A 26,041-nucleotide genomic window follows, 5' to 3' on the forward strand; every position below is an offset into this window, starting at 1 on the left:
CCCCGAGCTTGGGCAGGCCTGAGACGCACGCGCTTCTCAGGAGGCCCGGCTCTGCCGCGTCTCGGAACGGCTCGTCTCGTTGAGCAGCCGGCAGAGCGAAACCGCTTCACGACGGCTCAGGCCGATCAGCGCGATCTGCGAAAATTGCGCCGGCAGATCGTGAACGATGTCCCACACCATCCATCGTCCGTTCGGCTCCAAGACACATTCGTAGCGCAATAGTTGTTCCTGCATCCGACCCCCCGGCTTTGCTCACCGGACTGGTACAGTGTCGAGGTAAATGAGTTGTTGCGCCGCGAGAGTATTCCACGGCTATCAAAACCAGGCGTTGAATCCCGCAGCGGCGAGCCTGACACACAGCAGGCCGCCCGGCGGGGCGGATCTCGACAAGGCGGCAGGGCAGGGACGCTTCTGGCGTGAGCGGCGCCGGCCGCCAACGTGGATCAGGCGTTGCGGCTCGCCATATGCGCGTCGAGCTTCCTCCTCGAGGGGCCGTAGCGCTTGATAATGGTCGCGGCCTCGCTTTGCGGTATGCCGTATTTGCGGGCAAACGCAGCGACCTCGTATGGCTCTTCGCCGGAGACCAGTTTGCGATCCTGCTTGGTCTTGGATTTGTCGTCGGCCATGGCGTCCTCCATCACATCTGGTCGTTATAGGGCTCCTTGGTCCGGCCGACCATCCTGGCCAGTTCGGCAAAGGACGGCACGCCGGTTTCGCCCTGGGCATTGTTGGCCGCCTGCAGCAGCCTGAGCGGAAAGCAGACGGCGTCGCGGTTGGACGGCGACATGTCTTCATAGAGACGCTCGTCGCTGGTCATCGCCGCCTCGGCCCGGCGCAACGCCATGTCGACTTCGTCGACCGATAACAGGCCCTTGTGGACCAGCGCGTTGTTGACGGCCGCGATTGCCATCATCAGTCCTTCGAGCTGGAGATTGGCGACGTTCATCGTCTTGCATCCTTGCCGGGCTTCTTGACGGTAGCCTTGCCGTCTGGACGGATCGCTGCGCGCGGCGGGTTCTGGCCCTCCGAATGCCGGGTCTTGTCGTCGAAATCGTCAGCCGGCCTGGTCAATCCCATGCCGCCGGGAGGTGGCTTGTTGCCGGCCGCATCTGCGAGAATTCGTCGGCCGCGTCGGGGCTCGTCTTTGCCGGATATTTCCTCGCTCCGGTCTCGTAGCGGTTCTGGTCGTCGGCCATGTCCTGTGCTCCGGTTGCAATGAGCAGATAACTTTCATGCGACGGCAGCGGTTCCGTGGCGAAATCGACCTTGCCGGTGCCGCAGCCTTAGCAATCTGTCGGGTTTTCGTGCATTCTTGTGCATGCCAACGATGCTTCGCTCCGACGCGCCGGCAAAATGCTGCTCCTACTGCGGTGGGCGCGACCACAATTACGAGGATTGCCCGAAGCGCAAAAGCGATGCCGAACGGCAGAAGGACGCGTCAGGCAACGCCTACCAGCGCGACGCTGCGGCTGGAGTGGAAGTCCGCTAAAGCGGTTCCAGAAAAGTGTCGGCGGTTTTCCGTCCGAAACTGCGTCAAACAGACAAACGGTTTTCAAAGCCAATCTCCATTGTCCGCCTAGCCTGATGGCGAGCTACCAATCGCTACCTTGCATAAACAGGTAGCATGTTATATACAGCCATTGAATTGGAAGTTACGCATGACCGACTCGATCCAGGTGCAGTTGCGAAAAGGCGCTCTCGAGTTGTGCGTCCTGGCCGTGCTGTCGCGGGGCGAAAGCTATGGCTACGAGATCGCCAGCACGCTGGTCGCCGCTGTGAACATGGGAGAAGGCACGATCTATCCGCTGATGCGGCGGATGCAGAATGACGGCCTCGTCGCCACCCGCATCGTCGAGTCGAGCAGCGGGCCGCCGCGCAAATATTACCGGCTCACGCCGCTCGGCCAGCAGGCTTTCGAAGCTCATCGCCGCGACTGGCGCTCGCTCGCGGGCGCAGTCGACAAACTTCTTGAGGATTTGCCATGACCAGGGATGCCTTCCTGCGAAAATTGAGACTGGGGCTCGCCGGCCTGCCAACTCAGGAGATCGAGGATATTATTGGCGACTACGCCGCCCATTTCGCCGATGCCTCGGGCCGCAGCGAAGCGGAGGTCGCGGCGGCCCTGGGTGACCCGGCCAGGCTTGCCCGCGAACTCCGCGCCGAAGCTGGGCTGCGCCGTTTTGAAACTCATTGGAGCGTGTCGAACATGTTGGCGGCGACGTTCGCGCTTGCCGGCCTTGCCTTCGTCGACATCGTCTTCCTGCTGCCGCTGCTCATCACCGCGGTCGTGCTTGCGCTCGGCCTTGGCATCACGCTTGTCGCCATCGGTGCGCTGGGCATCAAGATCATTCTGACCACGCTGCTGTTCGAGCCCGGCGGCACGCTCACGGCGATGCTTGGCCGCGTCTTCATCGGCGCCGGACTGGTGTGCGGGTTCCTCGGCGGCGGCGCCCTGCTGTTGCTGGGGTCGAGCGCCGGCATACAGGTCTTCGGGCGCTATGCCCGGATGCATTCCCGTCTGACCCACCCGGACCGCAACCAGGCTTGAGCGGTGCCAAGATCGCAATTTGTCATCACGTTGAAGGAAACGGACCATGACTGGAAAACTGGCATTCGTCGCAGCGGCGGGACTGGCCGGCGCCGCGCTCTTCCTGGCCGTCGGCATCGGGCTGGCCGGGCCGGACTGGATCAACGCCGGGGGTTCATGGATTGGCGGACAATCCACCTGCGGAGCAACCACATCGACCAGAAAAGAGGTCACGCTGCCGTTCCGCAACGACGGCAGTTTCACGATCGCTTTGCCGGCTTCAGTCCGTTATCAGCCGGGTGACAAGGCCGAGGCCGCCGTCAGCGGCGAGTCGACCCTGATCGACCATGTGCGGATGGAAGGCAGCAGGCTCACCTTGGATTGCGAACCGGGCTGGTTCGCGTCCCGGTTCGATGTCAGCGTGTCGGGGCCGGCAATTTCAGACTGGAAAGTGGTCGGCAGCGGCGACCTTGCCCTGTCGCAGATCAATCAGCCCGGGCTGCAGCTGAACATCCGCGGCAGCGGCAGCGTTACCGCAACCGGAACCGCCCAGACGGTCGATCTGGATATCCGCGGTTCGGGCACCGGCCGGCTCAGGAACCTTATCGCCCAATCCGCGCGGATCGAGATCCGCGGCAGCGGCGATGCGGAGATTACCGCACAAGCGTATGCGGACGTCACGATTTCCGGCAGCGGTGACGTCGACGTCTATGGGCACCCGACCATGCGGCGTTCGGAGGTCAGAGGCAGCGGCAGCATTACGCAGGTGCCGTAAAGCAATTTCGGCGTAGGGAATTGTCCTGGCCGGCCCGAACCACCCGGCCGGTCCGACCGGCCGGCGCGAACATCCTTCCATGTCCAGAGGATTGCAATGCCGCCACTATTGTGGGCAAAACCAGCACGGGCAATCAAGTTGGGGTGGGGCAATGACCGATACGCAAGGCAATTCGGGCCGTCCGCAGGGCAAGCCGGGGACGGCGTCGATCGGTTCCGGCCTGATCGCCCTCGTCATCGTGGCGCTCGGCGTCTTTGCGCTCCTGGGATCCTGGTACACGATCGACCAGGGCGACCGCGGCGTGCTCTTGACCAACGGGGCGCTGAGCTCGGTCGTCGATCCCGGGCTGCATTTCAAGCTGCCATGGCTGCAGCGCGTCGAGAAGATCAGCCTGCGCCAGCAGGTGCTCAAATGGGGCTGCGAGAACCAGAACGATTGCAGCGGCCTGCCGGCCATGCAGGCCTATTCGCGCGACCAGCAGCCGGCGGACATGCGCGTCACCGTCAATTTCCACGTGCCGGCCGCCGAAGTCAGCAACGTCTACACCAATTACGGGTCGATCGAGGCACTGGCCGACCGTGTCATCGCCAGGAAAGCACCGCAGGAAATCAAGACGGTGTTCGGCCAGTACGACGCGGTGTCGGTGATCCAGAACCGGGCGAAGTTCAACAAGGACGTCGCCGAGGCCATTGCGGCGGTAACCGATGGCCCGGTGATGATCGACAGCGTGCAGGTCGAGAACATCGACTTCTCCGACGCCTACGAGCAGGCGGTCGAAGCCAGGATGACGGCGCAGGTCGAGGTGCAGAAGCAGGAACAAAACCTGCAGCAGGAAAAGATCAAGGCCGACATCGCCGTCACCCAGGCCAAGGGCCGCGCCGACAGCGTCAAGGCCGAAGCCGAAGCCAGCGCCTACAAGACCAGGATCGAAGGCGAGGCGACCGCGGAAGCCATCAAGGCCCGCGCCGCCGCAATCGCCAACAATCCGCTGCTGGTCGAACTGACCAAGGCGGAGAGATGGAACGGGGAATTGCCGAAGTCGATGATCCCGGGCTCAACCGTACCGTTCCTCGAACTCAGCTCGCCGGCCGCAGCATCGAACTGAGGCGCGGCATCGCGGCGCAACCAGGTCAGGGCGGCGGCGCGGTAGCCGTCCTGATGCGGTCACGGCTGAAGCACGGCGCCTCGGGCGCTTGCTTGCGTTTGCCCGAGAAAAGCCGTCAGCAGCTCCATTCCCGCCGGCCAGTCGCCGAGCCCGCTGTCGCCATTGATGTGGCCAAGCGGTCCGGCGATATGGAGATCGCTGCCCCAGCGCTCGGATTTTGCCCGGACATAGTCCAGCGAGCCGTAGGGATCGTTGGTGCTGGCGACAATCAGCGAGGGAAAGCGAAGCCGTTGTTGCGGTGTCTCGGCGAAGGCGCGGGCGGAGGAGGGGAAGGCCGGCGACGCAGAGTCCGGAACCGCAACCAGCAACGCGCCGCCGACCTCGCGGGGCGAGATCCGCTGCCAGTGCGCGACCAGCAGGCAGCCGAGGCTATGGGCGACGAGCACCGGTGGTGTCCTTGCCAGGCCTACGGCGGCTTCCAGCGCAGCCACCCAGTCGTCGAAGTCCGGCGCGTCCCAACTCGCCGGGCTGAACCGCCGCATCGCCAGGTCCGCCTGTTGCCAACGTGTCTGCCAGTGGGCTTTGCCCGATCCGCCGATGCCCGGCACAATGATGAATTCGGTCATGCGAAGCCCTTCTCTCCTGATGCAACGCGCGCAATTCTAGGTCTTCTCCCAGGCGGCGGAATGAGAGATCATCGGAAAGCAGCGAAGAAATCCGATGGATTAAAGGTGATCATGCGGAACGGCGATTATCGGCCAAGGCTCGATCCCACCGATCTGGCGATCATCGAGATCATGCAGGAGGATGGCCGCATCGGCATCTCCGAGCTTGGCCGCCGCGTCGGCCTGTCCCAGCCCGCCGCTTCGGAACGGGTGAAGCGGCTGGAGGAGCGCGGCGTCATCACCGGTTACAAGGCGGTGATCAATTCGGCAGCGCTCGGGCTCGGCACCATGGCGGTCATCCGCTTGCGCACCACGCATGAGCATATCCAGGCCTGCCTGAAGAAGTTCGCCCAGTTGCCGGAGGTGATCGAGGTACTGCGGGTGACCGGCGAGGACTGTTTTCTGGTCAAGGTCGTGGTCCCGTCACCGCCCGACCTTGAAAGCATCGTCGACAGCATCGGCCACTACGGCACGGTGACGACAAATGTGGTTCTGCGCGCCGAGCCACCGAAGCGGCTGGGGCGCGAATTGGTGACGAGGGCCTGACCGGGGCGCCGCCCCGCCGCCCGTCTATCGCTTTGTCTGCGTATGCCCGACGGCATTGGCGAACGAAATGCCGCCCTTGATCTCGCGCATCGCCATCGAGGTGATCGTGCGCCGCACGCCGGGTAACCGGCTGAGCTCCTCGCGGAGCATCCTGTCGAGCGCCATCATGTCGACGGTGACGATCTGCAGGAGATAGTCGGCCTCGCCTGTCGTGGCGTGGCAGCGGCGGATCAGCGGATGCTTCTGCACCGCCGCCTCGAAGGCGTCCGACAGCTCGAAATCGATCGACACCTGGATAAAGGCTTCGATGCCGAAGCCGAGCTTGGCCGGGTCGATGCGGGTCGAGTAGCCGCGGATGACGCCGGCGTCCTCCAGCGCCTTGACCCGCTTCCAGCACGGCGTCTTGCTCAGGCCAACCTCGTCGGCGAGCGCGGCAAAGGAGATGCGGGCATCGCGTTCGAGCGCCGCGACGATCTTCCGGTCGACCGCATCCAGCAGCATTCGTTCTTTCCTTCCGCTTCAGATGCAGTTTTTGTCCTTTGTTTCCCGCCAGCCGAATAACAGAAAGGGACAATGTTCGGCAAGAAAGCGATTAGACTCGGGGACCGGGACCCAACAAGCGCCTGCGGCCCGACGGCCGGGGCAAGGAGCATGGCCATGGACAAGCAGGACTATTATGCCCGCATCGAAACGCCTGAGATGCGCGACTATGGCGTCTACCTCAACTGCGACAGGCTGCTCGCCTGCCAGAAGCCGCTGGCCGAGATGGTCAATGCCGACGAGCTGCAGTTCCAGATCGTGCATCAGGTCGAGGAACTGTGGATGAAGCTCATCGCCTATACGCTGGTCGACGTCGTCGATTTCCTGGAAAAGCAGGACACGCATCGCATCGTCACGCTGATGGGGCGCGTGCACCGGCTGATGCGCATGATGACGGCGCAGCTCGACCTGCTCGAAACCATGTCGCCCAAGGAATACCAGCAGATCCGGTTGCAGCTCGGCAATGGCAGCGGCCAGGAATCGCCGGGCTTCAAGCAGCTGCTGCGGCTGCCGCCCGATCTGTGGCGGGCCTTCAAGGCGTCCTACCTCGATGGCCGCGGGCTCTCGGTCGAGGACGTCTACGATGCCGGCTACGATCACGGCGACAGCTATGTCGTTGCCGAAGCGCTGGTCGAGTTCGACGAGCTGTTCCAGAAATTCCGCGCCAACCACCTCTACCTCATCCACCGCACGATCGGCCTCGGCGCGAAATCGCTGAAGGGCCGGCCGGTCGAATTGCTGGAAGCCGGCGCCCGCCACCGCTTCTTCCCGGAGCTCTGGGACATACGCTGGGCGATGACCGACCGCTGGGGCAGCCAGTATGGAACGATACGGGAGCCGATCAGCAAGCCGGGGGCCAAGGTGGGGTAGTCCTGAACCTGGTTCCTCGCCCTAGTAAAGGCAGGCAATCGATAGGGAGTCCCCCTCATCCGGCCGCGGAGCCTGTCCTCGGGCTTGCCGGAGGCAAGACCCGTGGGCGGCCACCTTCTCCCCGCTGGGGAGAAGAGGCTGGCATCAACGCAGGCGACCTCCTCTCCCCTCGGGGAGAGGTCGGATTGCCCCGAATTGCACTTAGCAATTCGGTTGGCAAACCTGGTGAGGGGGCACTTGCCCATATGCGCCCTGCCTCCATTGGGCGAGGAACCAGGTTCTGCAATGTCTGGCCCGCTACGCGCTTGTATCCTGCAGGTTTTTCGGGGGATGATGTCGGGCTTGCGGCTGGTGGTGCGTCCTTGGGGCGAAACCGTCGCAACTCTTGGGAGGACATCATGACCTTGGAAACCACTCAATCATCCGTTCAGTCGCCGTGGCAGACCGCGGCAATCCTTGTCGCCCGCCTGATCTTTGCCGCCGTCTTCCTGATGGCCGTGACCTTCAAATTCATCGATATCGGCGCCACCGCCGGCTATATCGCGGCGGCCGGATTTCCGTTCCCGCTGTTCCTGGCCTGGTGCGCAGCCCTGCTCGAGGTCGTCCTCGTCCTATGCTTCCTGACCGGCGCCTTCTTCTCCTGGGCAGCACTCGTCGCTGGCGCCTATGTGCTGTTCCTGGGCTTCGCCTTCCACGGGCCGTCGCACTGGGCCGGCAACCAGGCGGAGTTCGGCTTCTTCGTCGACCATTTCACCTTCCTGGCCGGGCTGCTGTTTGCCGCCGTGCACGGGCCAGGCCGCGTCCTGGCGCTGAAGCTTGGCAGGAGGTGATGCCGGAATTTCGGATCCGGCGTCTCGATCCGCACCAGCATCGTCGTGACATCGAGCACGGCCGGGTCCCGTCATTCAGGCCATCGCAGGTCGAGTGCAATAAAAGCGACAGCTAAAGTAACGGGCGTTCTAGGTTTATGCTTTTTGTAGAGGCGCCTGCATTCCCTCTGTACTTCCAACTTTCGACGGGCTAAGCAAGACACGGGTCTTGAGGGGGAATTCATGAACATCGCCACGCGTTTTGCTGCCGCCATGATCGGCGCGTCACTGCTTGCCGGCTGCACCACGTTGACCGAAGGCGAATTCAACACGATGCATGCCACGCTTGAAGGCAGCCCTGCCGTGAAGCGCCTGGTCATCAAGGACTGCATTGCAAGAGAGAAATCCACGTCGCTCGGCGAAAAGAAGACTTACGCTGCGTTCATGAATGTGAGCGTGGCGAAGTACGAGACGGCCCTGTGCAGCCGTATCAGCAATGCCATTGCCAGTGGCAGACTGACCTACGCCGACTATGTGAAGCTGCATTCGCCAACCGCCGACAACAGCAAGGTCATCAGGATCATGCAGGGCCGCTAGCAGTCGCCGCCAGCCCGGCACGGCAGCCGTTATCGCTGTGTCAACTCCGATCGCGGCGCCAGTTATGATCGCCGCGTCACATCTGGTCGTTGTAAGGTTCCTTGATCTGACCGACCATGCGCGCCAGTTTCGAGAAGGACGGCATGTCCGTCTCCGGCTGACACTGATTGGCCAACTCCAGCAGTCGGATCGGGAAGTTGACGGCGTCGCGGCTCGACGCCGACATGCCTTCGGACCTTTCCTCGTTGGTCTCGCTGGCTTCGGCCTTGCGCAAGGCGATGTCTATCTCCTCGACAGAGAGCACGCCCTTGCGGACCAGGACCTGATTGATCGATGCGATGGCCATAAGCAGGCCTTCGAGTTGCAGATTGGCGACGTTCATGGCTTTTGCTCCCATTGGCTAAGCTTCAAACGCGCGAATGCCTGTTCTGATCCGGACGGTGGCGTCTCGCCGGCCGGTGTGCTTCGCCCACCACCTCGCATTTTTTGCCGCCGCAACGTATTTTGTTCTTGCTTTGTGCCGGCAGCTATGCTACTAATCTGGGTATGGTGCTAATTGGCTCCAACGACCCGCCCGCCGAGGCGGGTTTTTTGTTTCAGGCCGGTTTGGAGACGATCACGGCGAGCGAGGCGAGCTTTCCGTCGCTCAGGCTTCGGATGTAGTTGCGGCGGCGCTGCAGGAATTCCGCGCCCATGACGATTTCATTTGCCTGCTGCTGCGCCGGCGAGGGCACGATGCCGGAATTGGCTCTCTGCAGCGCCAGCTCAACATGTTCGCCGGTTTCGTCGACGATCTCGTCGATGCGAAACCCGGCATCTGCAAACAGGGTTTTCAATTTTTCCCGATCGGCGAGGTGACTGGTCGCCGGCGAAACCGCCCAGGGCATGGGGTAGTACGGCTCGCCGCCGGCGAGCACGGCCTCGGTCCAGATCAGCCTGCCTCGCGGTTTCAGCACGCGCCAGGCCTCGTCGATGACCGCGGCCTTATTCTCGATGTTCATGCCGACATAGAAGCAGATCGCCGCATTGAACGTGCTGTCGCCAAAAGGCAATTTCGTCGCGTCGGCCTGATGGAAGCGAACCTTGTCGGACAATCCGCTGAGTGCGGTCAGTCGGCTCGACGCGGCGACAAAGGCCGGCGTCAGGTCGATGCCGTCGACCTGGCAGCCATAGGTCGAGGCCAGAAATCTTGCCGGCCCGCCAATGCCGCTGCCGATATCCAAGATCCGATCTATCGGCGAAGGCGCAAGACGGGCAGCATGCTCCCGCGTGGCGATCAGTTCGCGGCCATGGAGCTGATCGAATGGATAGAGTTGCGCGGCGGCGAGTTTGCCGGCCGGGTCGGCGTCCGGGATCGCGGCCAATATGCGATCGACGATGCCGTCGCTGCCGTAGTGACTGGTGACATTGCCCATGACGCGTTCCCCTCAAGCGCAAACACCATCCCATCAACGCAAGTCTCACGCAATGCCCCGCCTTTCTCGCCAAAGAACCCCTCTTTCCAGCCGTCCACCGATGAAGGGTGCGAGGTCGTCAGTGCATTTTTTTCCGCTGATGCCACATTTTGTTCTTGCTTTGTGCCGGCAGCTATGCTACTAATTTGGGTATGGTGCCAATTGGCTCCAACGACCCGCCCGCCGAGGCGGGTTTTTTGTTTCAGGCTTCCTTTTCGACCAAACGTTACGTGAGCTGCCAGCTGTGGGGCCGGCAGGACAGGGGCGCGAAGGAACGCGACCTGACGATCGTCGGAACCGCGAAATCACCAACCATGAATCCCGCAACGCGCTCGTGCGCCCACCCCAGAGAACATCCCCATGTCCAACCGTTACGCCACCATCATCACCGACGATGACGGCCACGAGGTCGTCAGCGCCATTGGCGAGTTCGCCGGCGCCGCACCCTGTGCACGCATCGGCCGCTTCGAACTGGTCGCCGCCGGCGTGCGGATCGGTATGCTGCGTGGCGGTACCGTCGATGCGGTCGGCGGCTTCGGCTTCCCGTCGGAAGCACTCGACGGCAAGGCGGTGGCAATTCTCAGGGCACGGCTGAATGCCTTGCCTGACGCCGGTGCGATGAAGCCCGGCACGCTGACTGATGCGAAGCCGGCGAGCCAGCCGCACAAGCCGAAGTCGGCACGCGCCGGCAAGAAGGCCAAGCCGCGCAAGCGCATTGTGCGGCCAGCCAACAAGAAGCCGGCGATCTCCGCCGGGACGGCAGAGTAGGGCATGGCCAAGGCTCCTTCCACCGGCGATCCCCAGCCGCACGATCAAGCACCCGGCAAGCGAACCAAGCGGGCGAAGAAGACGCTGGCCGACGGCTTCCTCGAAGCGATCCGCGCCGATTTCCGCGCCCATGGCGCCGGCGTCATCGCCGAGGTGCGCGCCGAAAAGCCCGATCAGTATCTGAAGCTCGTGCTGTCGGTGCTGCCCAAGGATCTTAGTGTCAACATCAACAATCTGGATGCATTGAGCGATGACGAAATCAGGCAGCGCATCCGCGGCCTCGAAGCCGTCCTTAGGCCGTTCCTCGAGAAGCCGGACTTCGCAAAAGGCTTCGCCCAGCCGGGCGGCAAGGAAGGAATATCTCAGCCTGCTGGCGGAGCTGGACCGGAGGCGCCGCACTAACCAGCTTGCCGCCTATCGGCCTTATCCCCGACAGGCCGAATTTCACGCAGCCGGCGCGACCAATCGCGAGCGCCTGTTCATGGCCGGCAACCAGCTCGGCAAGACCAGGGCGGGCGGCGCCGAGTGGGCGATGCACCTCACCGGCCGCTATCCCGATTGGTGGCAAGGCAAGGTTTTCGATTGTGCGGTACGGATGTGGGCGGCCGGCGTCACCGGTGAAAGCACGCGCGACAACCCGCAGCGCATCCTGATCGGCCCGCCGCAGCAGCAGGCGGCCTGGGGCACCGGGATGATCCCGGCCGACGCGATCGTCAGCACGATGGCGGGACGGGCGCCGGGCGCGCTCGACAGCATCGTGGTGCGCTGGGGCGGCGGTGGCGATGTCCAGGCCGACGAATCGGTGCTGTCGTTCAAGAGCTACGAGAAAGGCCGCGAGAAATGGCAGGGCGAAACGCTGCACGGCGTCTGGTTCGACGAGGAGCCGCCGCTCGACATCTATTCCGAGGGACTGACCCGCACCAACGCCACCGGCGGCATCACCATCGTCACCTTCACGCCGCTGCTCGGCATGTCGGACGTGGTGCTGCTGTTTTTGTCCGCGGAGCAGGTGGGAGGGATGGGGAGGGGATGACAGGGCTGCGAAATCGCGCAACTCGCGTTCCTTCGCGCCCCCCTCTGTCCTGCCGGACATCTCCCCCTCTAGTGGGGAGATTGGATGTCGCATTGGCTTTCGCCAATCTCCAATGCTTGCGGATAAGCGAGACGCTGAAGCTGCCATCTCCCCCCTTGAGGGGGAGATGTCCGGCAGGACAGAGGGGGGCGCTGTCCCGCCATCATGAAAACATCTTACCGAACAGCAGCATACGTCCAACACCTGCCACCATGATTCAATGCCGCGAGGGTGAAAACAATGACCCGTCACGTCACCTTCATGACCATCGACGATGCCGAGCATTATACGCCGCAGCAGCGCGCCGAGATCATTGCCGCCTATCCGGCGCATGAGCGTGAGGCGCGGGCCAAAGGCATTCCGGTGCTCGGCTCCGGCCGCATATTTCCGGTGGCCGAGGAGCTGATCGCCTGTGAGCCGTTCCCGCTGCCGCGCTATTGGCCGCGGCTCGGCGCACTCGATTTCGGCTGGGACCATCCCTCGGCGGCGGTCGAGCTCGCCTGGGATACGGAGGCCGACGTCGTCTATGTCACAAAGGCCTGCCGCGCTTCGCAGCAGACTCCCGCCATGCAGGCGCTGACTCTGAAACCGTGGGGCGAATGGCTGCCATGGGCATGGCCGCGCGACGGCCGCCGCGAGACACTGGAGGGTGCCGGCACCGCGCTTGCCAAGCAATATTCGGCACATGGGCTGAACATGCTCGCCAGCCATGCGCAGTTCGCCGACGGTTCGGTATCGGTCGAGGCCGGGCTGATGGACATGCTCGATCGCATGCAATCAGGCCGCTTCAAGGTGTTTTCGACGCTTTTGCCGTGGTTCGAGGAGTTCCGGCTCTATCACCGCCGGGATGGCCAGGTGGTGAAGTTGCGCGACGATTTGATGGCGGCGACCCGCTATGGCGTGATGATGCTGAGGGAAGCGGTGGTCGACCCGGCGGTGTTCAAAGCCGCGCGGCGGAAGGCGGGGCAGGCCGATCCGCTGGGGGCGTTTCGGTGACCATCCGCATCATCCCCGCCACACTGCGCGATCTCTCCTATATCGCCGCCAACCTGCGGCCGGAGGACCGAGCCGAGATCGACTGCCAGTTCGACGAGTGGTCGCCGGCTTTGCTGGCGCTGACGGCGCTGCAGGGGTTTGCCTATGTTGCCGAGCTCGACGGCAATCCGGAGGCCGGCTTCGGCGCCGCCGAACAGCGCAGCGGGCTGTGGATCGCCTGGAGCTGGGGCACGCGCCGCATGAGGCGCTGCGTGCCTGGGATCACGGAATTCTTTCACGCCGTGCTCGGGCCGCAGGTTGCGGCGCACGGCGCCTGGCGGGTCGAGGCGCGAGCGCTGGCCGCCAATGAATTGGCGCTGCGCTGGCTGGCCCGGCTTGGTGCCACGCAACGCTGCCGCCTGCCGGGCTACGGCCGGAACGGCGAGGATTTTCTGCTCTACGACTGGACGAGAATCTCTCACTTTGGAGAAAACCATGTGCCTTTTTCAAAAGCCGCCGGCGCTGAAGCCGTTGCCGCCGACACCGACCATTGCCGACAAGGACGTGCAGGCGCGCGAGGCCGCGTTGCGGGCCCAGCTGGCGGCCAATGATGGGACCGCGGGAACGGTGAAGACCGATTTGTCGCCCAGTGAGCTCACCGGCCAGCGCCGCGTGCTGCTGGGGGTTTGACATGGGCGCGATGAGAAGAGTGTTCCGCAACCGCGTGCTGGCGTGGTGGTACTGGCGCCGGCACGCAAGGTTGGTGAAGAAGAGAGGCGGGTGATGCTGCCGATCTCCCCCCTCGTGGGGGAGATGCCCGGCAGGGCAGAGGGGGGCACTGTCCCGCCGGCCTTGGTGATCAATTTGTAAGTTGCCGCCATCGGCTCATTCCGGCGGGAAACGAAAACAGAGGCTGGCGTTCCTTCGCGCCCCCCTCTGGCCTGCCGGCCATCTCCCCCCTCGAGGGGGGAGATCGCAGCTTCCGCGTTTTCCGTAACAACCGAGCGCAAATCGTGTTCCTTCCGCACGGTTGACATTCTTCCCTCAGCCGCCATGCTGCATTGCAACATGGCTATCGAGAAGTTCGGCATGACGGAAACATCGCGCATCGAGTGCCTGGACGGGCTTCGGGCGCTCGCCGCGATCTGGGTGCTTATCGGGCACTGCCTGCTGTTGACCGGCTGGCAGGTTCCTATCCTCGGCGAACCGGACCTCGGCGTCGATCTGTTCATCATGCTGTCCGGCTTCCTGATGGTGTTCCATTACCAGCTGCGCCAGGACAAGGAGCCCTGGCAAAGGCCGGAAACCTGGCTGAAATTCTGGACCCGCCGCTACTTCAGGATAGCGCCGCTGTTCTACATCATGCTGTTCGCTGCCCTGGCGCTTGGCCCCTATCTCTACCAGTCGAGGATGGTCATCGACGAGTTCCTGCTGAGGTCGCCGCAGGCGCCCGAGCGTTATCTCGACAGCGGCCTGAAGAATATTGGCGCCCATCTGCTGTTCCTGTTCGGCCTGGTGCCGAATTTCGCCTATCGCACGCCGCTGCCGGACTGGAGCCTCGGGCTGGAGATGCAGTTCTATGCGGTGTTTCCGGCGATCATGCTGCTGGTGCGCAGGCTTGACTGGGTATGGAGCGCCATTCTGGTCGCGGCCACCGGCAGCGCGATCGTGTTGTTGATGGGGCAATTGTCGGTGCATTTTCCGATGCCGTCGTTCCTGCCGCTGAAGATGCAGATTTTCCTGTGCGGGATGCTGCTGGCGGGCGTCGTCCATCAAAGGCAAAAGCGGCCCTTCGCATATCTGGCGTTGGCCATGGCTCTGGCCGCGCTGCCCTTCGGCGGCGGCTATGGGCTTGGCAAGCTTTTGATGCGGGAAGCGCTCGTATTGGGTTTCTTTGCCCTGGTTCTCTACCGGATGCTGCCGGGAATGATGGGCATCGTGGCCAGAAAGATCGCCATGACGCTCGCCAACAGGTTCTTTCATCTGATGGGTGAGCTTTCCTTCAGCATCTATTTGATCCATCTGCTGGTTCTCCAGCCGGTCGCGGCCCTGGTCATCACCCAGTTCGGCCACGAATTGTCGGCGCCGCTGCGCTTTGCGGTCGTCACTGTCGTCGTTCTGCCGGTGGTGTGCCTGCTGTCCTGGATCACCTACACGCTGATCGAAGTGCCCGGCCAGAAGATGGGACGTTTCGTGGTGCAGCGTTTTGGGCGGAGCCCGGCGCTCGAGGGCAGCGCATGATCAGCTGAAACTGCCGATCTCCCCCCTCGTGGGGGAGATGCCCGGCAGGGCAGAGGGGGGCGCTGTCCCGCCGGCTTGTGGATCATTTGTAACGCGACGTTAGGCGAATTCCGGTTGGGCGAATCCGGTCGGAAAAACATAAAAAACGCAGGCTTGCGATCCTTCGCGCCCCCCTCTGTCCTGCCGGACATCTCCCCCACAAGGGGGAGGTCGGCAGCTTCGGCGTCCCGCCGCTTCTTTTCAATCAAATCCATCAAGCGAGGCTGACCATGAGCGATTCCCGTGCTCGCGATATTCTGTCGCGACAGGCAGAACTGGAGAGCGAACGCAGCCAGTACGAGCATGTCTGGGAGGCGGTGTCCGAATTCTGCGACCCCGATGCGCCCGATATGTGGAGCGGCCGCCGCCAGGCCGGCACGGATTCGCAGGCCGAACGGCAGGAGCGGCGCGGTGCGCGCGTCTACGCCAACACCATCAACTCGGCCGCCAACCGGCTGGCCGCCGGGCTGGAAAGCCTGATCATCCCGCAGTCAGAGAAATGGCATGGGCTGTCGACCGCGGCAATCAACGACGAGGAAACCGACGAGGAAAAGGAATGGGCGGAAGCGCTGCGCGATTTCCTGTTTTCGCTGCGCTACTCCGCCAATTCGAACTTCGTGCCGGCAACACAGGCATGCCTGCGCAATGTCGTGCGCTACGGCCCAGCCTATCTCTACGCCGAGGAGGGTTTTGGCGGCACGCTGATCCGCTATGCCTCGATCCCCGTGGTCGAGGGCTATCTCTCGCGCAACCGCTGGGGCCAGGTCGATATTTTCCACCGCCGCTACGAGCGCACGGCGCGGCAGGCGGCGCAACTGCTCGGCTATGAAAAGCTGCCGGTGCGGATCAAGGTTCTGGTCGACGACCCCTCGAAATGCGAGACGAAGATCTCGCTGATCCAGTGCATCCAGCCGCGCGACGAGCGCAAGATGTACAGTCTGAGCGGCACCTATCAGTATCTCGATACGGCGTTCGCTTCCTATCACGTCATCGAGGACGAGGAGGTGATCGTCAGGGAAAGCGGTTTTCGCTCGTTCCCGGTATCGTGCTTCAACTGGCGCCGCTACGAGGGCGATCCCTACGGCATCTCGCCGACCATCGAGGCGCTGACGACGGTGCGCGAGGAGAACGCCGTGCGGCGCTCCGGCCTGCGCGCCCTGCAGCAGATCACCGATCCGGCGACCGCGTCCAAGGCGCGGCTCGACTATGTGCCGGTGCTCAATCCCGGCGAGAATTATCCGGGCCTGATCGACGATGCCGGCCGGCCGCTGATCGCGCCCATCGCCACCGGCCAGAACCCGACCTATGCGTTCAATTATGCCGACAGCCGGGCCGAGGAGATCCGGGACATGATGTTCGTCAACCTGTTCCAGACGCTGGTGCAGAACCCGCAGATGACGGCGACCGAGGCCTTGATCCGGCAGGAGGAGAAGGGCGCGCTGCTCGGGCCGTCCGGCTCGATCATCCAGGCCGGCTTTGCCAGCAATCTCGACCGCGAGCTGGGTATTCTGGAAGACAAAGGACTTTACGAGGAAGACAGCCGCTTCCTGCCGCCGGCGAGCCTCGCCGGCAAGGCGCTGCGGCCGACCTTCACCGGCCCGCTCGACGTGCTGCGCCGCTCGGCCGAAGCCCGCGACACCATCCAGGTGGTGACGACGGCCATGCAGATGGCGCAATTCGATCCCGGCATCATGGACAATATCGACGGCGATGAAGCACTGAAGATCGTGCAGGGCGCGGGCCGCAGCCCGCAGCGCATCTTTCGCCGCCAGGACGAGGTGGCCGGTATTCGCGATGCTCGTGCCAAGGCCCAGCAGGAACAGGCCGGCATGGCGGCGGTCGCCACCGCCGGCAAGGTCGCCAGGGATGCCGTGCCCGCCGCAGTGCAGGCGCGCGACAGCGGCCTGCTCGATGGGCTCGGCGGGCTGATGCCGCAGGGTGTGCAAGATGCTTCGGGCGGGCAGCGCGCATGAGCGGCAAACGCTTCGCCCATTCCAGCCAGGCCGGCGGCCCGGCCAAGGCGCGGGATGCGCTGGCCAAGGCCTATCTCAGGGTGTTCTCAGGCCAGGACGGCGAAATGGTGCTGGCCGACCTGACGGCCGCGACCGGCTATTATCGCCGGCCATCCTATGGCGAGTGGCTGGCCAAGACGAAAACTCCGAACGGCTTCGAGCTGCACAGCGCGCTGAGCAACGCCCGCGCCGAGGTGGTGCAGCACATCATGGGGTTCCTGACGCTGGACGAAGCGCAACTGGCGGCACTGGAGAAGGCGGCGAGGGCGGAGGGGAGGTAGGGTTTGGGGCTACAGGATATCTGAACGCGAATAGCCATCGGTTCTGCGGTGCATCAATTCTGCAAGGCGCAGTCCAAATACCACGTGTTCAGATATGTTGGAGTTTGCAGCGTGACCCGCGCCTTGGTCGGAGGACCTTCAACATCTGCTGTCCTCATAACGAACGTGTCGAGCATGAATGTCGTGCTATCAAATGCAGCGACCTGATACACGCTGCGTTGGAAGATATCGTATTTCGTTGAGGATGGTTTGAACGTGCTCGATTTGCTGGTTACAATGAAGTGATCGGCAAATTCTTGGATATCGAATTTCCTGGCCTTGTTATTTGCGACGAATTCCGGGCTACCAGATGACGGTATGTCGGACCACGTGCGGAAGTCGCTCACCGTACATAAGAAGACGTCGCCGTCTTTCGAGTTTGCCGGCTCCATCGCAAACAAGCAAGCCAGCAAAAGGATTACGAGGCGGAGGATCACCGGCCTCGAAGTTGCAATAGCCCGCATCGCTCGTCCCCCTTGGTAGGGAAGATAGCGCTGACCTCTAATCAGCGGAAGGACCAAATCAGGGAAAAGGATGCGCCGAGGCTGAAGCTGCTTCCCTCTCCCCGTTTTACGGGGAGAGGATGCCGGCAGGCAGGTGAGGGGCGGTGCCGGCATTTCAGAAGTTTGCGCTGCCCCTCATCCCCCTGCCGGGACCTTCTCCCCGCAGAACGGGGAGAAGGGGGCACGCTCAATAATCGCCGTTATAATAGCGGTCGTCACAGGGGGCGGTGTAGATGCGGCCGCTGTTGCGATCCTGATAACGGCAAAGCTGTTCGCCGCGCGGCTGCGGCGTGGTGGCGTTGCCAACCACGGCACCCAGAAGGGCGCCGGCGCCCGCGCCGATGACCGTGCTCTTGGTGTTGCCGCCGATCGCCTGGCCGGCGAGAGCGCCGGCGCCGGCACCGAGCAGCGCACCGGTGCTGGTTCTCTGCTGTGCTTCGGTCTGCGCGCAGCCTGCCAATGCGGCAGTCACAAGCATGGCGGCAATGGCTTTGTACATGGTCATCATCTGGTACTCCCTTGAAGCCTATGAACTAATACGCTGGCTGATTTTGCCAAGTGCGGTGGCATTTGCGGCGGAACATAGGCACTGAGCCTCACGAAATAAGACATGGTTGTTTTAGTCTGACAGCTCGGTTTCGGAAAGAAATGTAACCGAACAAGACGACGGAGCTTCATCTCAAATCGACCTTCGAGGGGCTACGCTGCCTCGATCTGCATCACCTTTTTTGCCGCAGCGGTCAGAAATCCGGATCGGCTGTAGCCGTGGCGCTCTGCATATCGATCGATCTGATCGAGGATATCTTCCGGAATGGTGACATTGACGCGCACGACTTTCGCCGCTTCGGCTTTCAAGGGAACCAGGATGGCGACACCGCTCAGATTGTCCTTGTCCGACATCACTTCCTCCAGGGACGACGGCTCGGGAATTGCTTCGCCATCCTCGACCAGCCCCTCGACATGAAAGGCCAGTGCTTCCTCGGCCATGGCGCGGGCATCATCCAGATTGACGCCTGCTGTCACCAGGCCCGGAAAATCGGGGAAGGAGACGCCGAAGTCGCTGTCCGCTTGCTTGTGGATCAGTCCGATGTAGTTCCGCATTTCTCTACCTCAGCTTCAAGCCGGATTGTTTTTCAATGCTCTTCAGAGTGCCGATCGGGATGTCGCGCTTGGGATGCGGAACTGTCACGCGGCCCGGCTTGGCTTTGTGCTTGAACTGGGCGTGACTTCCTTTTCGAGCCACTTCGTACCAGCCATCCGCCAGCAGCCTATGAATGACATCGGCGCTCTTCATGTTGTGTATAGATACACACAGAAGGCCTAAATGTCCATGAGATTTGCGGCAGATTACGTGCCGCGGTCCAGTTGAACCTTCCTCAAATCCCCAAAAAATGGAGATACCAGATGACCCGAGGTCTTCCCCGGACGCTTTCGCGTGCCGCCGCCAGAGAAGCCGGCCTTGCCCCGCCCAAGGCGGGGCTTACCGCCAGGACGACCGGGCAGGGCGGCGCCTACCGCACCGTCTTCTCCTTCAATGCCATGCCGGTGCCGGTCACCGATGCACTGGCCTATGCCAGTCAGAAGCTGTTCGATTTCATCGATGGCAAGATCCGTATCAAGGGCGGCACGGCAAGATTGCAGTTCGCGGTGCTGACTACCCGCGCGTCGACCATCAACGACAATGCCGCGCTAACCTGGTCGCTCGGCTCGACGGCGGCGTCGAGTGCTGCGCTCGCCGGCACCATGGTCAATGTGCTGGGCGCGACCGGCCGTACGCTGGATGGCGCGGGTGCCGCGCTGTCGAGCGCATCGATTGCCGATGTTGCCGCAGCCGCTACGCTCGACGGCACCGTGACGCCGGTCGACCTCTATCTCAACCTGGCGTTTGCCACCGGCACGGATATCGACGCTGACGGCACGGTTGCCGTCACCGGCACTATCACGCTGCTCTGGGAGAACTGGGGCGACAATATCTAGGTTCCCTCCAGATATGGGTGATTGGCGAAAGCGGAAGTGACGGCCAATCTCCCCCCGCGTGGGGGAGATGCCCGGCAGGGCAGAGGGGGGCGCTGTCCCGCCGGCTTATCCAGCTGATTCGTGCTTGCAATCTTTCCCGGGGCGTTGGTGACGAAGTGCACCGGATCCTCGCGTTCCTTCGCGCCCCCCTCTGTCCTGCCGGACATCTCCCCCACGAGGGGGGAGATTGGCAGCTTCGCCGCTGGCTCTCTCTAAACCTCAACATAAGGAATCTTTTCATGACAGATCTGGCAGACGCCGGGTCCGTGGTGGCGGCGCCACCGGCGGGCAACCTTGCACGGCCACCGGCCAACGGGGACAACGGGTCCGCCCTGCCTGCGGCCACAAGCTGGTTTGACGGTCTTTCCGAAGGCAACCGCAAGCTCGCTGAAACCAAGGGCTGGACCAAGCCTGAAAGCCTCGATCGGGTTTTCACCTCTTATGCGGAGCTGGAGCGGCAGCAGGGTGAGAGCCTGCGCGTTCCGGCAGCCGATGCAGCCGCGGAAGACTGGGACAGGTTCCATGCCCGACTGCCCGAGGCGATGCGTCCGCTGACCTCGCCCGACAAGGTCGAGTACAGGCGCCCCGACGGGCTCCCCGAAAACTTCGCCTATTCGGACGAGCTCGCCAATGCGTCCAGGGCCTGGGCAGTCGAGGCAGGTGCTACCCCGAAGGTCGCGCAGGCCTATCACGACCGCTTCGTCGGCTACATGGCCGAGCAGGCCAAGGCACAGCAAATCGCCGTTGCCCGCTCGGTCGAGACGACCCACGACGACCTTGTGCGGGATTGGGGACCGACCGGCAGCGATGGCTTTCGCAAGAAGCTCGAGGTCGCCAACAGGGCGATGAAGAAGCTCGGCCTGGTCAATGCCTATAAGGCGAAGGGCATCCTTCTGCCGGATGGCGCCTTGACCGACCCGCAGATCGCCAAGGCGTTCCACGCCATCGGCGAGGCGATGTTCCGCGAAGACACGATCGACGGCGGCGCGGCCTTGAGTGGAGGCAATCCCTTCAAGCGCAATGCCGCCGGCGAGCGCAACCTGACTGGCATCTCAGCCCTGGTCAAAAGCGACCCCGCCCGCGCCCGGCGGCTGGCACGCGAGGCCGGCGAAAACCCCGATCTGTGGATGCCCAATAATCCTCTCTGAAATTGGACCATGATCTTTTCCGAAACCGGTTTCCACTTTTCTGGATCATGGTCCGCCAATCCCCACAAACCTGAAGGAAGACAAAAATGGCAGACGCCTATACCCGCATCGCGGACGCGATCGTTCCGTCCGTCTATGCGCAATACTCGTTCGAAGAGCATGTCCAGTCGCTCGACATCTACCAGGCCGGGATCCTGTTTTCCGACCCGGCCATCGCCTCGAAGCTCTCCATGGGCGGGCGTTCCGTCGACATGCCCGGCTGGAAGGATCTCGGCAACGATCCCTCGGAGCCGGTCAATGACGACCCGGCCGACTCGATCGAGATGAAGAAGATCGGTGCGCGCCGTGAAGTCGCGGCCCGCAATGTGCGTGCGCAGGCCTGGGGCATCCCGGACCTGACTTCGATCCTTGCCGGCGACGATCCGCAGAAGCTCATCGTGCGTCGCCAGACCGACTACTGGCAGCGCGCCAACAAGCTGACGCTGCTCGGCATCCTGAAAGGCGTGCTGGCCGACAACATCGCCAATGACGGCAGCGATCTGGTGCGCGTTACCGGTGCTTCCATCGTCGACACCGACATCATCGAGGCCGCCTATCTGATGGGCGACCGCGCCGACAAGTTCAAGACGATCTGGATGCATTCGAAACAGATGAAGGCGCTGAAGCTCGCCGACCTCATCGACTATGTGCCGTCGTCCGAGCAGGGCGGGCCGCTGATCCCCTACTACATGGGGCTCAGGGCCGTCGTCGATGACGATATTCCGGTCGCCGGCGGCGTCTACACCGCCTTCATGTTCAAGGACAAGGCGATCCTGTGGAACGAGCTGCCGGTCAACACCGAAGGCGGCCCGCTCGAGTTCGACCGCAAGCCGCGGCAGGGCCATGGCGGCGGCGTCACCGAAATGGTCGGCCGCCGGCATTTCGTGCCGCATGTGCCGGGCACCCGCTTCCTCGACGCTTCCTCGGCCGGCGAATTCGCCACCGATGCCGAGCTGGCACTGGCGGCAAACTGGGACCGCACGGCGTCGAGCGTCAAGCACATGACGTTCATCGCGCTGAAAACGATGGAGGCCTGATCCGGCCGGAAGGGGCGGGCATCAGACGTCCCGCCCCTTCTGGACACCAGGTCGGCCGGTGTGGCGAATCCCAAGTTCACCCGCTGCGCCGCGCCGGAGTGATGCGAATTTTGCGGTTCGCCACAACGTTCATGTTGCTCGTTTGGCCAATCGACGGCACCAAACAGTTACAAGAAAGGGCGATGCTGCCTTGTCTGAGCAAGGGAGGTAACTATGAACGTGAAGTACAAAACAGTTCAGGAAGTGCTCCGAAAAGCGGGCATTGTCATGAGCAAGAAGGGGGAAGTTCATCGCATAAACTTCTTCAGCGGTCTGGAGGACACCGCCTACTACACACCAAGTCTTCAAGATGCCCTGGACAAGGGCTTGGCTATGGCGGGAGGTATCGGAAGGGTGAAAGCAAGCGTCTTTGCCAAGTCAGCCGAAACAGGGATCTCGACCAGCGCACGCATCGGCTGACTCAATCCAGGCAAGACATCGCCGCATTGTGCGGCGGTGTCGTGAAACCGCAATAACCGAAGCATTGCCGTCTTCCTTGCTCGAATGGAAAAAAGACGGATCACGCAGCACGTGCCACCCATTCCCTGACGGGCGGCTGGCATCGTGACGGCTCCCTGCACGAGACGTGCAACGTTCTGCCCAAGCCACAATCACAAGAAATCCCCAGCCGCCTTGAAGCGGCTTTTTGCCGTGGAGGCACCATGCCCCGTTTTCCCCGACCAACCACACAGACAGAGGCCTGAGCCATGGCCATCACCCCGCTCGACATCGCCAACATGGCGCTCGCCGTGCTCGACGAGGCGCCGATCGACAGCCTCGACCAGGACGCCAAGGCGGCGCGTCTGCTCAATCTGCACTTCGACCTGACCCGCGAGGCCGAATTGACCAAGCACGCCTATGTCTTCGCTATCCTGGCGGCCTCGGTCGCCGGCTTCGACACCGGCAGCGGCGCTGGCACGCTGAACTTTGCCTATGAACTTCCCGCCGACTGCCTGCGGCCCTTGCCGCTGACCCATAATGGCGAGCCGGACGGCGTGCCGCTCTCATGGCGGCAGGAGGCCGGGTTGGTCTATTCCGATCAGGCCGGGCCGCGCATCATCCGCTATATCGCCAACCTGACCGACCCCAACGACTGGGACGCGCTGTTCACCGAGGTGCTGATTGCGGCGCTCGCCATCAAGATCGCGCATCCCTTGACCCACAAGTCCGGCATGATCGACGTCGCCCGCAGCGCCTATGACAGGGCGCTGGATGCCGCCTACTCGGCCAATGCCATCCAGCGCGGCGGCAGATTTTCCAATATGTCCTGGGCTTTCCAACGCGGCGACAACAGGTTCGCCGGCCGATGACCACGCTCTATCCGGTCCAGGACGCATTCATCCGCGGCGAGATTTCTCCCCGCTTGCACGCTCGCGCCTCGCTCGAGCTCTACCGGGCGGCGCTGTCCAAATGCACGAACTTCGTCACGCTGCCGCATGGCGGCATCAGAAAGCGTGGCGGAACGTATTTTTGCGCGGAGGTGAACAACTCGTCGAAGGCGACACGGCTGATCCCGTTCATCTTCTCGGCCGATCAGGCCTATGCGCTCGAATTCGGCGATCTTTACATCCGCGTCTACGCCTATGGCGCCCGCGTCGGTACGGTCGAGGTGGCGGCCCCTTATCTCGAGGCCGATCTCTTCGACCTGCAATTCGTCCAGTCGGCAGACCAGATGTGGATCACCCACAAGGATTATCCGGTCAAGGTGCTGACGCGCACCGCGCACACGACTTGGACGCTCGCCGATTTTGTCTTTCTCGACGGTCCATACGACAAGATCAACACCACCGCCACGACCTTGACGCCGGCCGCAACCGGCAACGCCATGCCGGTTATGGCCTCGAATACGCTGCCAAGCGGCACGGTCAGCAACAGCAACGGCTCATCCGACGTGTGGCAGGCTTTCGGCGGCGACAAGCAGGAGGGGTGGACATAGCGGGATTTCCGAGCGGGTATCTGCGCTACCAGTTCGGCGGCGACGAGGCCAGGGCAGTCGACGCCTACTGGATTACCGCGACGAATGATCACTCAGACACTGTCTCGCCGACCCAGTGGCAGTTCCAGGCCTCGCACAACGGCACCGACTGGACGACGCTCGACAGCCGGGACGGAGAGACCGGCTGGTCCAAATCGGAAACCCGCTTCTTCGACGGCTTCAACAACACGGTTGCCTACGAATTTTATCAGCTGCTGTTTTCGGGCGGCGACAGCGACGGAACCGCTATCGCCGAACTGGCCCTGCACGAATACGCGCCGTCGCAAACGCCGTTTGATCTCTCGGCCTCCTCGGCCGTCGGTATCAATGACGGCACTGGTTTCCAGACGAGCGATGTCGGCCGCGCCATTCGTCTGCTTGGCGCGGATGGTTTCTGGCGCTGGGCCAAGGTCACTGCCCGCACCAGCATGACGGTGGTCACGGTCCAGTTGTATGGACATGCTCTGCCCGATCTCAGCCCGATCATCCGCTGGCGTCTCGGCACGTTCGTGCCCGGCAAGTACGTGCAGAGCGGTTCGCTTTACGAGGAGCGCCTGGCGTTCAGCCGAAAATTCTCGGTCTATGCCTCGCAAACCGGCGATTTCGACAACTTCGCCACCGGCGAGAAAGACACCGACGCGCTGGAATTCGTGCAGGCCGGCGGCGGTCAGGCCAATGACATCACGTGGGTGGCGGAATCGGACGGTGCGCTGATCATCGGAACGCTTGGCGGGGTGAGGGCGCTGTCCGGCTCCGGTATCGACGAGGCGCTGACACCGTCCTCGTTCAAGAACCGCCGGTCGCGGACCTTCGGCTGTGCTCCGCTGCGTCCCGTCGATGCGGGGCAGTCGTTCCTCTATGTCACCCGCTCCCGCAAATCGATCGCCGAGCTGACGCAAAACGCCACCGGCCGCTTCACCTCCGACGACGTCGGTCAAATATCGGAGCACATTCCGAAGAAAGGCGTCGTCGAACTCGCCTTTCAGACCGACCCCGACCCGCTGCTCTGGTTCCCGCTCGGGAATGGCGAACTCGGCGGCTACACGCACCAGCCGTCGCAAGACGTGCGCGGCATGCATATCCACCAGATCGCCGGAAGTTTCGCCGGATCGAACTGGGCCGTTGTCGAAAGCGCCGTGGTGACGCCCGGCCAGGACGGCAATGACGACCTGTGGCTGATCGTCAAGCGCACGATCGGCGGCGTGACCAGGCGCTATATCGAAATAAAGACCGTGCCGTTCGAATATGCGGCAATCGAGGACGCTTTCGAGGTCGACTGCGGGCTGACCTATTCGGGTGCTGCCGTCAATGTCGTCTCCGGCCTCGATCATCTCGAAGGCCAGGCGGTCGACGTGCTGGCCGGCGGCAAGGTCTACAAAGGGCTCACGGTCGCTTCCGGCCAGGTGATGCTGCCCGGCGGCGCCACCGCCGCCAAATGGCAGGTCGGGCTCGGCTACCAGTCCGAGGCCAACACGCTGGAGCTCGACGTCGGCGGCCGCGACGGCTCGATCGTCGGTCGGCGCAAGAAGGTCGCTAAGCTCATTCTTTCGCTGCTGGAAACCGACATCGCCGGGCTTCAGGTCCAGTCGTTCATCCGCGGCCGATGGGAGCAGGTTCGCATCCCGTCCGTGGTTGCTCCGGGTGCCATGGCGAAATTGTTCACCGGCAATGTCGAGGTGCCGATCGACGACAGCTGGGAAGGGCAGGGGCGGGTGAAGATCCGCCACGTCAATCCGACGCCCTGCACGATCAGGGCGATGACACCGGTGTTCGACGCCGAGCCTTAGACGCATTGCAGGTTGGCGAAACTCTTGACGACGGCCGATCTCCCCCCTCGTGGGGGAGATGTCCGGCAGGACAGAGAGGGGCGCTGTCCCGCCGACCAATCGTAATTACGTCCTTATCCATTCTGGCCTGACCGCAGTTAGCTAAAGCCGCGATCCTTCGCGCCCCCCTCTGCCCTGCCGCG

37 protein-coding genes are annotated in these 26,041 nt (G+C 63.0%); 24 read left to right on the plus strand and 13 right to left on the minus strand.

All coding sequences use genetic code 11. The features are described from left to right. Window positions 1-36 precede the first annotated feature (36 nt). The 5 genes from NKH29_RS15070 to NKH29_RS15090 form a co-directional block, all read right to left on the minus strand. Window positions 37-234, minus strand: coding sequence for a hypothetical protein (locus tag NKH29_RS15070; RefSeq protein WP_031193725.1), 198 nt, complete (start codon window positions 232-234; stop codon window positions 37-39). Between the two features lie 209 nt (window positions 235-443). Beyond that, on the minus strand, window positions 444-626 hold the full coding sequence (locus NKH29_RS15075; protein WP_023675702.1) for a DUF3606 domain-containing protein: 183 nt from the start codon (window positions 624-626) through the stop codon (window positions 444-446). A gap of 11 nt (window positions 627-637) precedes the next feature. Further along, window positions 638-946 carry a hypothetical protein gene (locus tag NKH29_RS15080; RefSeq protein WP_023675703.1) on the minus strand — a complete coding sequence of 103 codons (309 nt, stop codon included), beginning with the start codon at window positions 944-946 and terminating at the stop codon, window positions 638-640. Further along, the gene (locus NKH29_RS15085) at window positions 943-1,071 is read right to left on the minus strand and encodes a hypothetical protein (protein WP_353000012.1); all 129 of its coding nucleotides are present in this window, start codon (window positions 1,069-1,071) and stop codon (window positions 943-945) included. The genes NKH29_RS15080 and NKH29_RS15085 overlap by 4 nt, the downstream gene beginning before the upstream one ends. Further along, the gene (locus NKH29_RS15090) at window positions 1,068-1,196 is read right to left on the minus strand and encodes a hypothetical protein (RefSeq protein ID WP_353000014.1); all 129 of its coding nucleotides are present in this window, start codon (window positions 1,194-1,196) and stop codon (window positions 1,068-1,070) included. The genes NKH29_RS15085 and NKH29_RS15090 overlap by 4 nt, the downstream gene beginning before the upstream one ends. A 122-nt stretch (window positions 1,197-1,318) precedes the next feature. Here NKH29_RS15090 and NKH29_RS15095 point away from each other — a divergent pair, with 122 nt between their 5' ends. The 5 genes from NKH29_RS15095 (at window position 1,319) to NKH29_RS15115 (ending at window position 4,407) form a co-directional block, all read left to right on the plus strand. Continuing rightward, window positions 1,319-1,489 carry a hypothetical protein gene (locus NKH29_RS15095; RefSeq protein WP_023718131.1) on the plus strand — a complete coding sequence of 57 codons (171 nt, stop codon included), beginning with the start codon at window positions 1,319-1,321 and terminating at the stop codon, window positions 1,487-1,489. Window positions 1,490-1,658: 169 nt separating this feature from the next. Next, window positions 1,659-1,985 carry a PadR family transcriptional regulator gene (locus NKH29_RS15100; RefSeq protein ID WP_023718132.1) on the plus strand — a complete coding sequence of 109 codons (327 nt, stop codon included), beginning with the start codon at window positions 1,659-1,661 and terminating at the stop codon, window positions 1,983-1,985. Further along, window positions 1,982-2,548 carry a DUF1700 domain-containing protein gene (locus tag NKH29_RS15105; RefSeq protein WP_023718133.1) on the plus strand — a complete coding sequence of 189 codons (567 nt, stop codon included), beginning with the start codon at window positions 1,982-1,984 and terminating at the stop codon, window positions 2,546-2,548. The genes NKH29_RS15100 and NKH29_RS15105 overlap by 4 nt, the downstream gene beginning before the upstream one ends. A gap of 46 nt (window positions 2,549-2,594) precedes the next feature. Continuing rightward, window positions 2,595-3,302 carry a GIN domain-containing protein gene (locus NKH29_RS15110; protein ID WP_353000016.1) on the plus strand — a complete coding sequence of 236 codons (708 nt, stop codon included), beginning with the start codon at window positions 2,595-2,597 and terminating at the stop codon, window positions 3,300-3,302. A 151-nt stretch (window positions 3,303-3,453) separates the two neighbouring features. Beyond that, a complete protein-coding gene (locus NKH29_RS15115) occupies window positions 3,454-4,407 on the plus strand; it encodes a prohibitin family protein (protein WP_023718135.1) in 954 nt (317 codons plus the stop codon). Window positions 4,408-4,466: 59 nt separating this feature from the next. Here the strand turns inward: NKH29_RS15115 and NKH29_RS15120 are convergent, their stop codons facing one another. Then, window positions 4,467-5,033: an RBBP9/YdeN family alpha/beta hydrolase gene (locus tag NKH29_RS15120; protein WP_353000019.1), complete on the minus strand. Its 567-nt coding sequence runs from the start codon at window positions 5,031-5,033 to the stop codon at window positions 4,467-4,469. 111 nt (window positions 5,034-5,144) lie between these two features. On the opposite strand from NKH29_RS15120, the gene NKH29_RS15125 reads away from it, so the two are divergent. Beyond that, on the plus strand, window positions 5,145-5,618 hold the full coding sequence (locus tag NKH29_RS15125; RefSeq protein ID WP_023718137.1) for an Lrp/AsnC family transcriptional regulator: 474 nt from the start codon (window positions 5,145-5,147) through the stop codon (window positions 5,616-5,618). 24 nt (window positions 5,619-5,642) lie between these two features. Here NKH29_RS15125 and NKH29_RS15130 read toward each other — a convergent pair whose 3' ends face one another. Next, the gene (locus tag NKH29_RS15130) at window positions 5,643-6,119 is read right to left on the minus strand and encodes an Lrp/AsnC family transcriptional regulator (RefSeq protein ID WP_031193729.1); all 477 of its coding nucleotides are present in this window, start codon (window positions 6,117-6,119) and stop codon (window positions 5,643-5,645) included. A gap of 156 nt (window positions 6,120-6,275) precedes the next feature. Here NKH29_RS15130 and NKH29_RS15135 point away from each other — a divergent pair, with 156 nt between their 5' ends. The 3 genes from NKH29_RS15135 to NKH29_RS15145 all read left to right on the plus strand — a co-directional run bounded on the left by NKH29_RS15135 (window position 6,276) and on the right by NKH29_RS15145 (window position 8,434). Then, complete coding sequence (locus NKH29_RS15135) at window positions 6,276-7,028, plus strand: tryptophan 2,3-dioxygenase family protein (protein ID WP_353000021.1); 753 nt, start codon at window positions 6,276-6,278, stop codon at window positions 7,026-7,028. Between the two features lie 398 nt (window positions 7,029-7,426). Continuing rightward, entirely contained in the window at window positions 7,427-7,858 is a 432-nt protein-coding gene (locus NKH29_RS15140) for a DoxX family protein (RefSeq protein WP_352937690.1), read from the plus strand. A 222-nt stretch (window positions 7,859-8,080) separates the two neighbouring features. After that, on the plus strand, window positions 8,081-8,434 hold the full coding sequence (locus NKH29_RS15145) for a hypothetical protein (protein ID WP_023718140.1): 354 nt from the start codon (window positions 8,081-8,083) through the stop codon (window positions 8,432-8,434). Between the two features lie 76 nt (window positions 8,435-8,510). On the opposite strand, the gene NKH29_RS15150 is transcribed toward NKH29_RS15145, so the two are convergent. Together NKH29_RS15150 and NKH29_RS15155 are read right to left on the minus strand one after the other, a co-directional pair. Then, on the minus strand, window positions 8,511-8,816 hold the full coding sequence (locus NKH29_RS15150) for a hypothetical protein (protein WP_023675713.1): 306 nt from the start codon (window positions 8,814-8,816) through the stop codon (window positions 8,511-8,513). Between the two features lie 214 nt (window positions 8,817-9,030). After that, complete coding sequence (locus NKH29_RS15155) at window positions 9,031-9,849, minus strand: class I SAM-dependent methyltransferase (RefSeq protein WP_352937692.1); 819 nt, start codon at window positions 9,847-9,849, stop codon at window positions 9,031-9,033. A 399-nt stretch (window positions 9,850-10,248) separates the two neighbouring features. Between NKH29_RS15155 and NKH29_RS15160 the strand changes: the two genes are divergently transcribed. From NKH29_RS15160 to NKH29_RS15195, 8 genes are all read left to right on the plus strand, one after another. Next, complete coding sequence (locus NKH29_RS15160; RefSeq protein WP_352937694.1) at window positions 10,249-10,656, plus strand: hypothetical protein; 408 nt, start codon at window positions 10,249-10,251, stop codon at window positions 10,654-10,656. Window positions 10,657-10,659: 3 nt separating this feature from the next. Continuing rightward, window positions 10,660-11,058: a hypothetical protein gene (locus tag NKH29_RS15165; protein WP_023718144.1), complete on the plus strand. Its 399-nt coding sequence runs from the start codon at window positions 10,660-10,662 to the stop codon at window positions 11,056-11,058. Window positions 11,059-11,137: 79 nt separating this feature from the next. After that, the gene (locus NKH29_RS15170; protein WP_352642931.1) at window positions 11,138-11,689 is read left to right on the plus strand and encodes a terminase large subunit domain-containing protein; all 552 of its coding nucleotides are present in this window, start codon (window positions 11,138-11,140) and stop codon (window positions 11,687-11,689) included. A gap of 279 nt (window positions 11,690-11,968) precedes the next feature. Next, the gene (locus NKH29_RS15175; RefSeq protein ID WP_051409635.1) at window positions 11,969-12,724 is read left to right on the plus strand and encodes a phage terminase large subunit family protein; all 756 of its coding nucleotides are present in this window, start codon (window positions 11,969-11,971) and stop codon (window positions 12,722-12,724) included. After that, window positions 12,721-13,314, plus strand: a complete 594-nt coding sequence (locus NKH29_RS15180; protein WP_352496074.1) for a hypothetical protein — start codon at window positions 12,721-12,723, stop codon at window positions 13,312-13,314. Before NKH29_RS15175 ends, NKH29_RS15180 begins: the two co-directional genes overlap by 4 nt. Window positions 13,315-13,792: 478 nt before the next feature. Continuing rightward, complete coding sequence (locus tag NKH29_RS15185) at window positions 13,793-14,944, plus strand: acyltransferase family protein (RefSeq protein ID WP_352516075.1); 1,152 nt, start codon at window positions 13,793-13,795, stop codon at window positions 14,942-14,944. A 269-nt stretch (window positions 14,945-15,213) separates the two neighbouring features. Further along, window positions 15,214-16,956 carry a portal protein gene (locus tag NKH29_RS15190; protein ID WP_352496015.1) on the plus strand — a complete coding sequence of 581 codons (1,743 nt, stop codon included), beginning with the start codon at window positions 15,214-15,216 and terminating at the stop codon, window positions 16,954-16,956. Next, a complete protein-coding gene (locus NKH29_RS15195) occupies window positions 16,953-17,276 on the plus strand; it encodes a Bbp19 family protein (RefSeq protein ID WP_023718149.1) in 324 nt (107 codons plus the stop codon). The genes NKH29_RS15190 and NKH29_RS15195 overlap by 4 nt, the downstream gene beginning before the upstream one ends. A gap of 53 nt (window positions 17,277-17,329) precedes the next feature. Here NKH29_RS15195 and NKH29_RS15200 read toward each other — a convergent pair whose 3' ends face one another. The 4 genes from NKH29_RS15200 to NKH29_RS15215 all read right to left on the minus strand — a co-directional run bounded on the left by NKH29_RS15200 (window position 17,330) and on the right by NKH29_RS15215 (window position 19,112). Continuing rightward, window positions 17,330-17,932 carry a hypothetical protein gene (locus tag NKH29_RS15200; protein ID WP_156948043.1) on the minus strand — a complete coding sequence of 201 codons (603 nt, stop codon included), beginning with the start codon at window positions 17,930-17,932 and terminating at the stop codon, window positions 17,330-17,332. Between the two features lie 73 nt (window positions 17,933-18,005). Then, window positions 18,006-18,323, minus strand: coding sequence for a YMGG-like glycine zipper-containing protein (locus tag NKH29_RS15205; RefSeq protein ID WP_352524211.1), 318 nt, complete (start codon window positions 18,321-18,323; stop codon window positions 18,006-18,008). Between the two features lie 194 nt (window positions 18,324-18,517). Continuing rightward, the gene (locus NKH29_RS15210; protein WP_023718152.1) at window positions 18,518-18,919 is read right to left on the minus strand and encodes a type II toxin-antitoxin system HicB family antitoxin; all 402 of its coding nucleotides are present in this window, start codon (window positions 18,917-18,919) and stop codon (window positions 18,518-18,520) included. Window positions 18,920-18,923: 4 nt separating this feature from the next. After that, a complete protein-coding gene (locus NKH29_RS15215) occupies window positions 18,924-19,112 on the minus strand; it encodes a type II toxin-antitoxin system HicA family toxin (protein WP_352496017.1) in 189 nt (62 codons plus the stop codon). Window positions 19,113-19,222: 110 nt separating this feature from the next. On the opposite strand from NKH29_RS15215, the gene NKH29_RS15220 reads away from it, so the two are divergent. The 7 genes from NKH29_RS15220 to NKH29_RS15250 all read left to right on the plus strand — a co-directional run bounded on the left by NKH29_RS15220 (window position 19,223) and on the right by NKH29_RS15250 (window position 25,859). Then, complete coding sequence (locus NKH29_RS15220) at window positions 19,223-19,795, plus strand: hypothetical protein (RefSeq protein WP_352844574.1); 573 nt, start codon at window positions 19,223-19,225, stop codon at window positions 19,793-19,795. 278 nt (window positions 19,796-20,073) lie between these two features. Further along, entirely contained in the window at window positions 20,074-20,982 is a 909-nt protein-coding gene (locus NKH29_RS15225) for a hypothetical protein (protein ID WP_353000022.1), read from the plus strand. An 86-nt stretch (window positions 20,983-21,068) separates the two neighbouring features. Next, window positions 21,069-22,058, plus strand: a complete 990-nt coding sequence (locus NKH29_RS15230; protein WP_023718156.1) for a hypothetical protein — start codon at window positions 21,069-21,071, stop codon at window positions 22,056-22,058. A gap of 213 nt (window positions 22,059-22,271) precedes the next feature. Next, window positions 22,272-22,517: a hypothetical protein gene (locus NKH29_RS15235; RefSeq protein WP_023718157.1), complete on the plus strand. Its 246-nt coding sequence runs from the start codon at window positions 22,272-22,274 to the stop codon at window positions 22,515-22,517. Between the two features lie 287 nt (window positions 22,518-22,804). Continuing rightward, entirely contained in the window at window positions 22,805-23,407 is a 603-nt protein-coding gene (locus tag NKH29_RS15240) for a phage connector family protein (protein WP_352851174.1), read from the plus strand. Next, window positions 23,404-24,033 (plus strand): phage tail protein, encoded by a 630-nt coding sequence (locus NKH29_RS15245; protein ID WP_353000023.1) that lies wholly within the window; start codon window positions 23,404-23,406, stop codon window positions 24,031-24,033. The genes NKH29_RS15240 and NKH29_RS15245 overlap by 4 nt, the downstream gene beginning before the upstream one ends. Beyond that, the gene (locus NKH29_RS15250; protein WP_353000024.1) at window positions 24,024-25,859 is read left to right on the plus strand and encodes a phage tail protein; all 1,836 of its coding nucleotides are present in this window, start codon (window positions 24,024-24,026) and stop codon (window positions 25,857-25,859) included. The genes NKH29_RS15245 and NKH29_RS15250 overlap by 10 nt, the downstream gene beginning before the upstream one ends. Window positions 25,860-26,041: the final 182 nt, after the last annotated feature.

Origin of the sequence: Mesorhizobium sp. M1295 (genome assembly GCF_040318135.1) — a bacterium.
Taxonomy (GTDB): Bacteria; Pseudomonadota; Alphaproteobacteria; order Rhizobiales; family Rhizobiaceae; genus Mesorhizobium.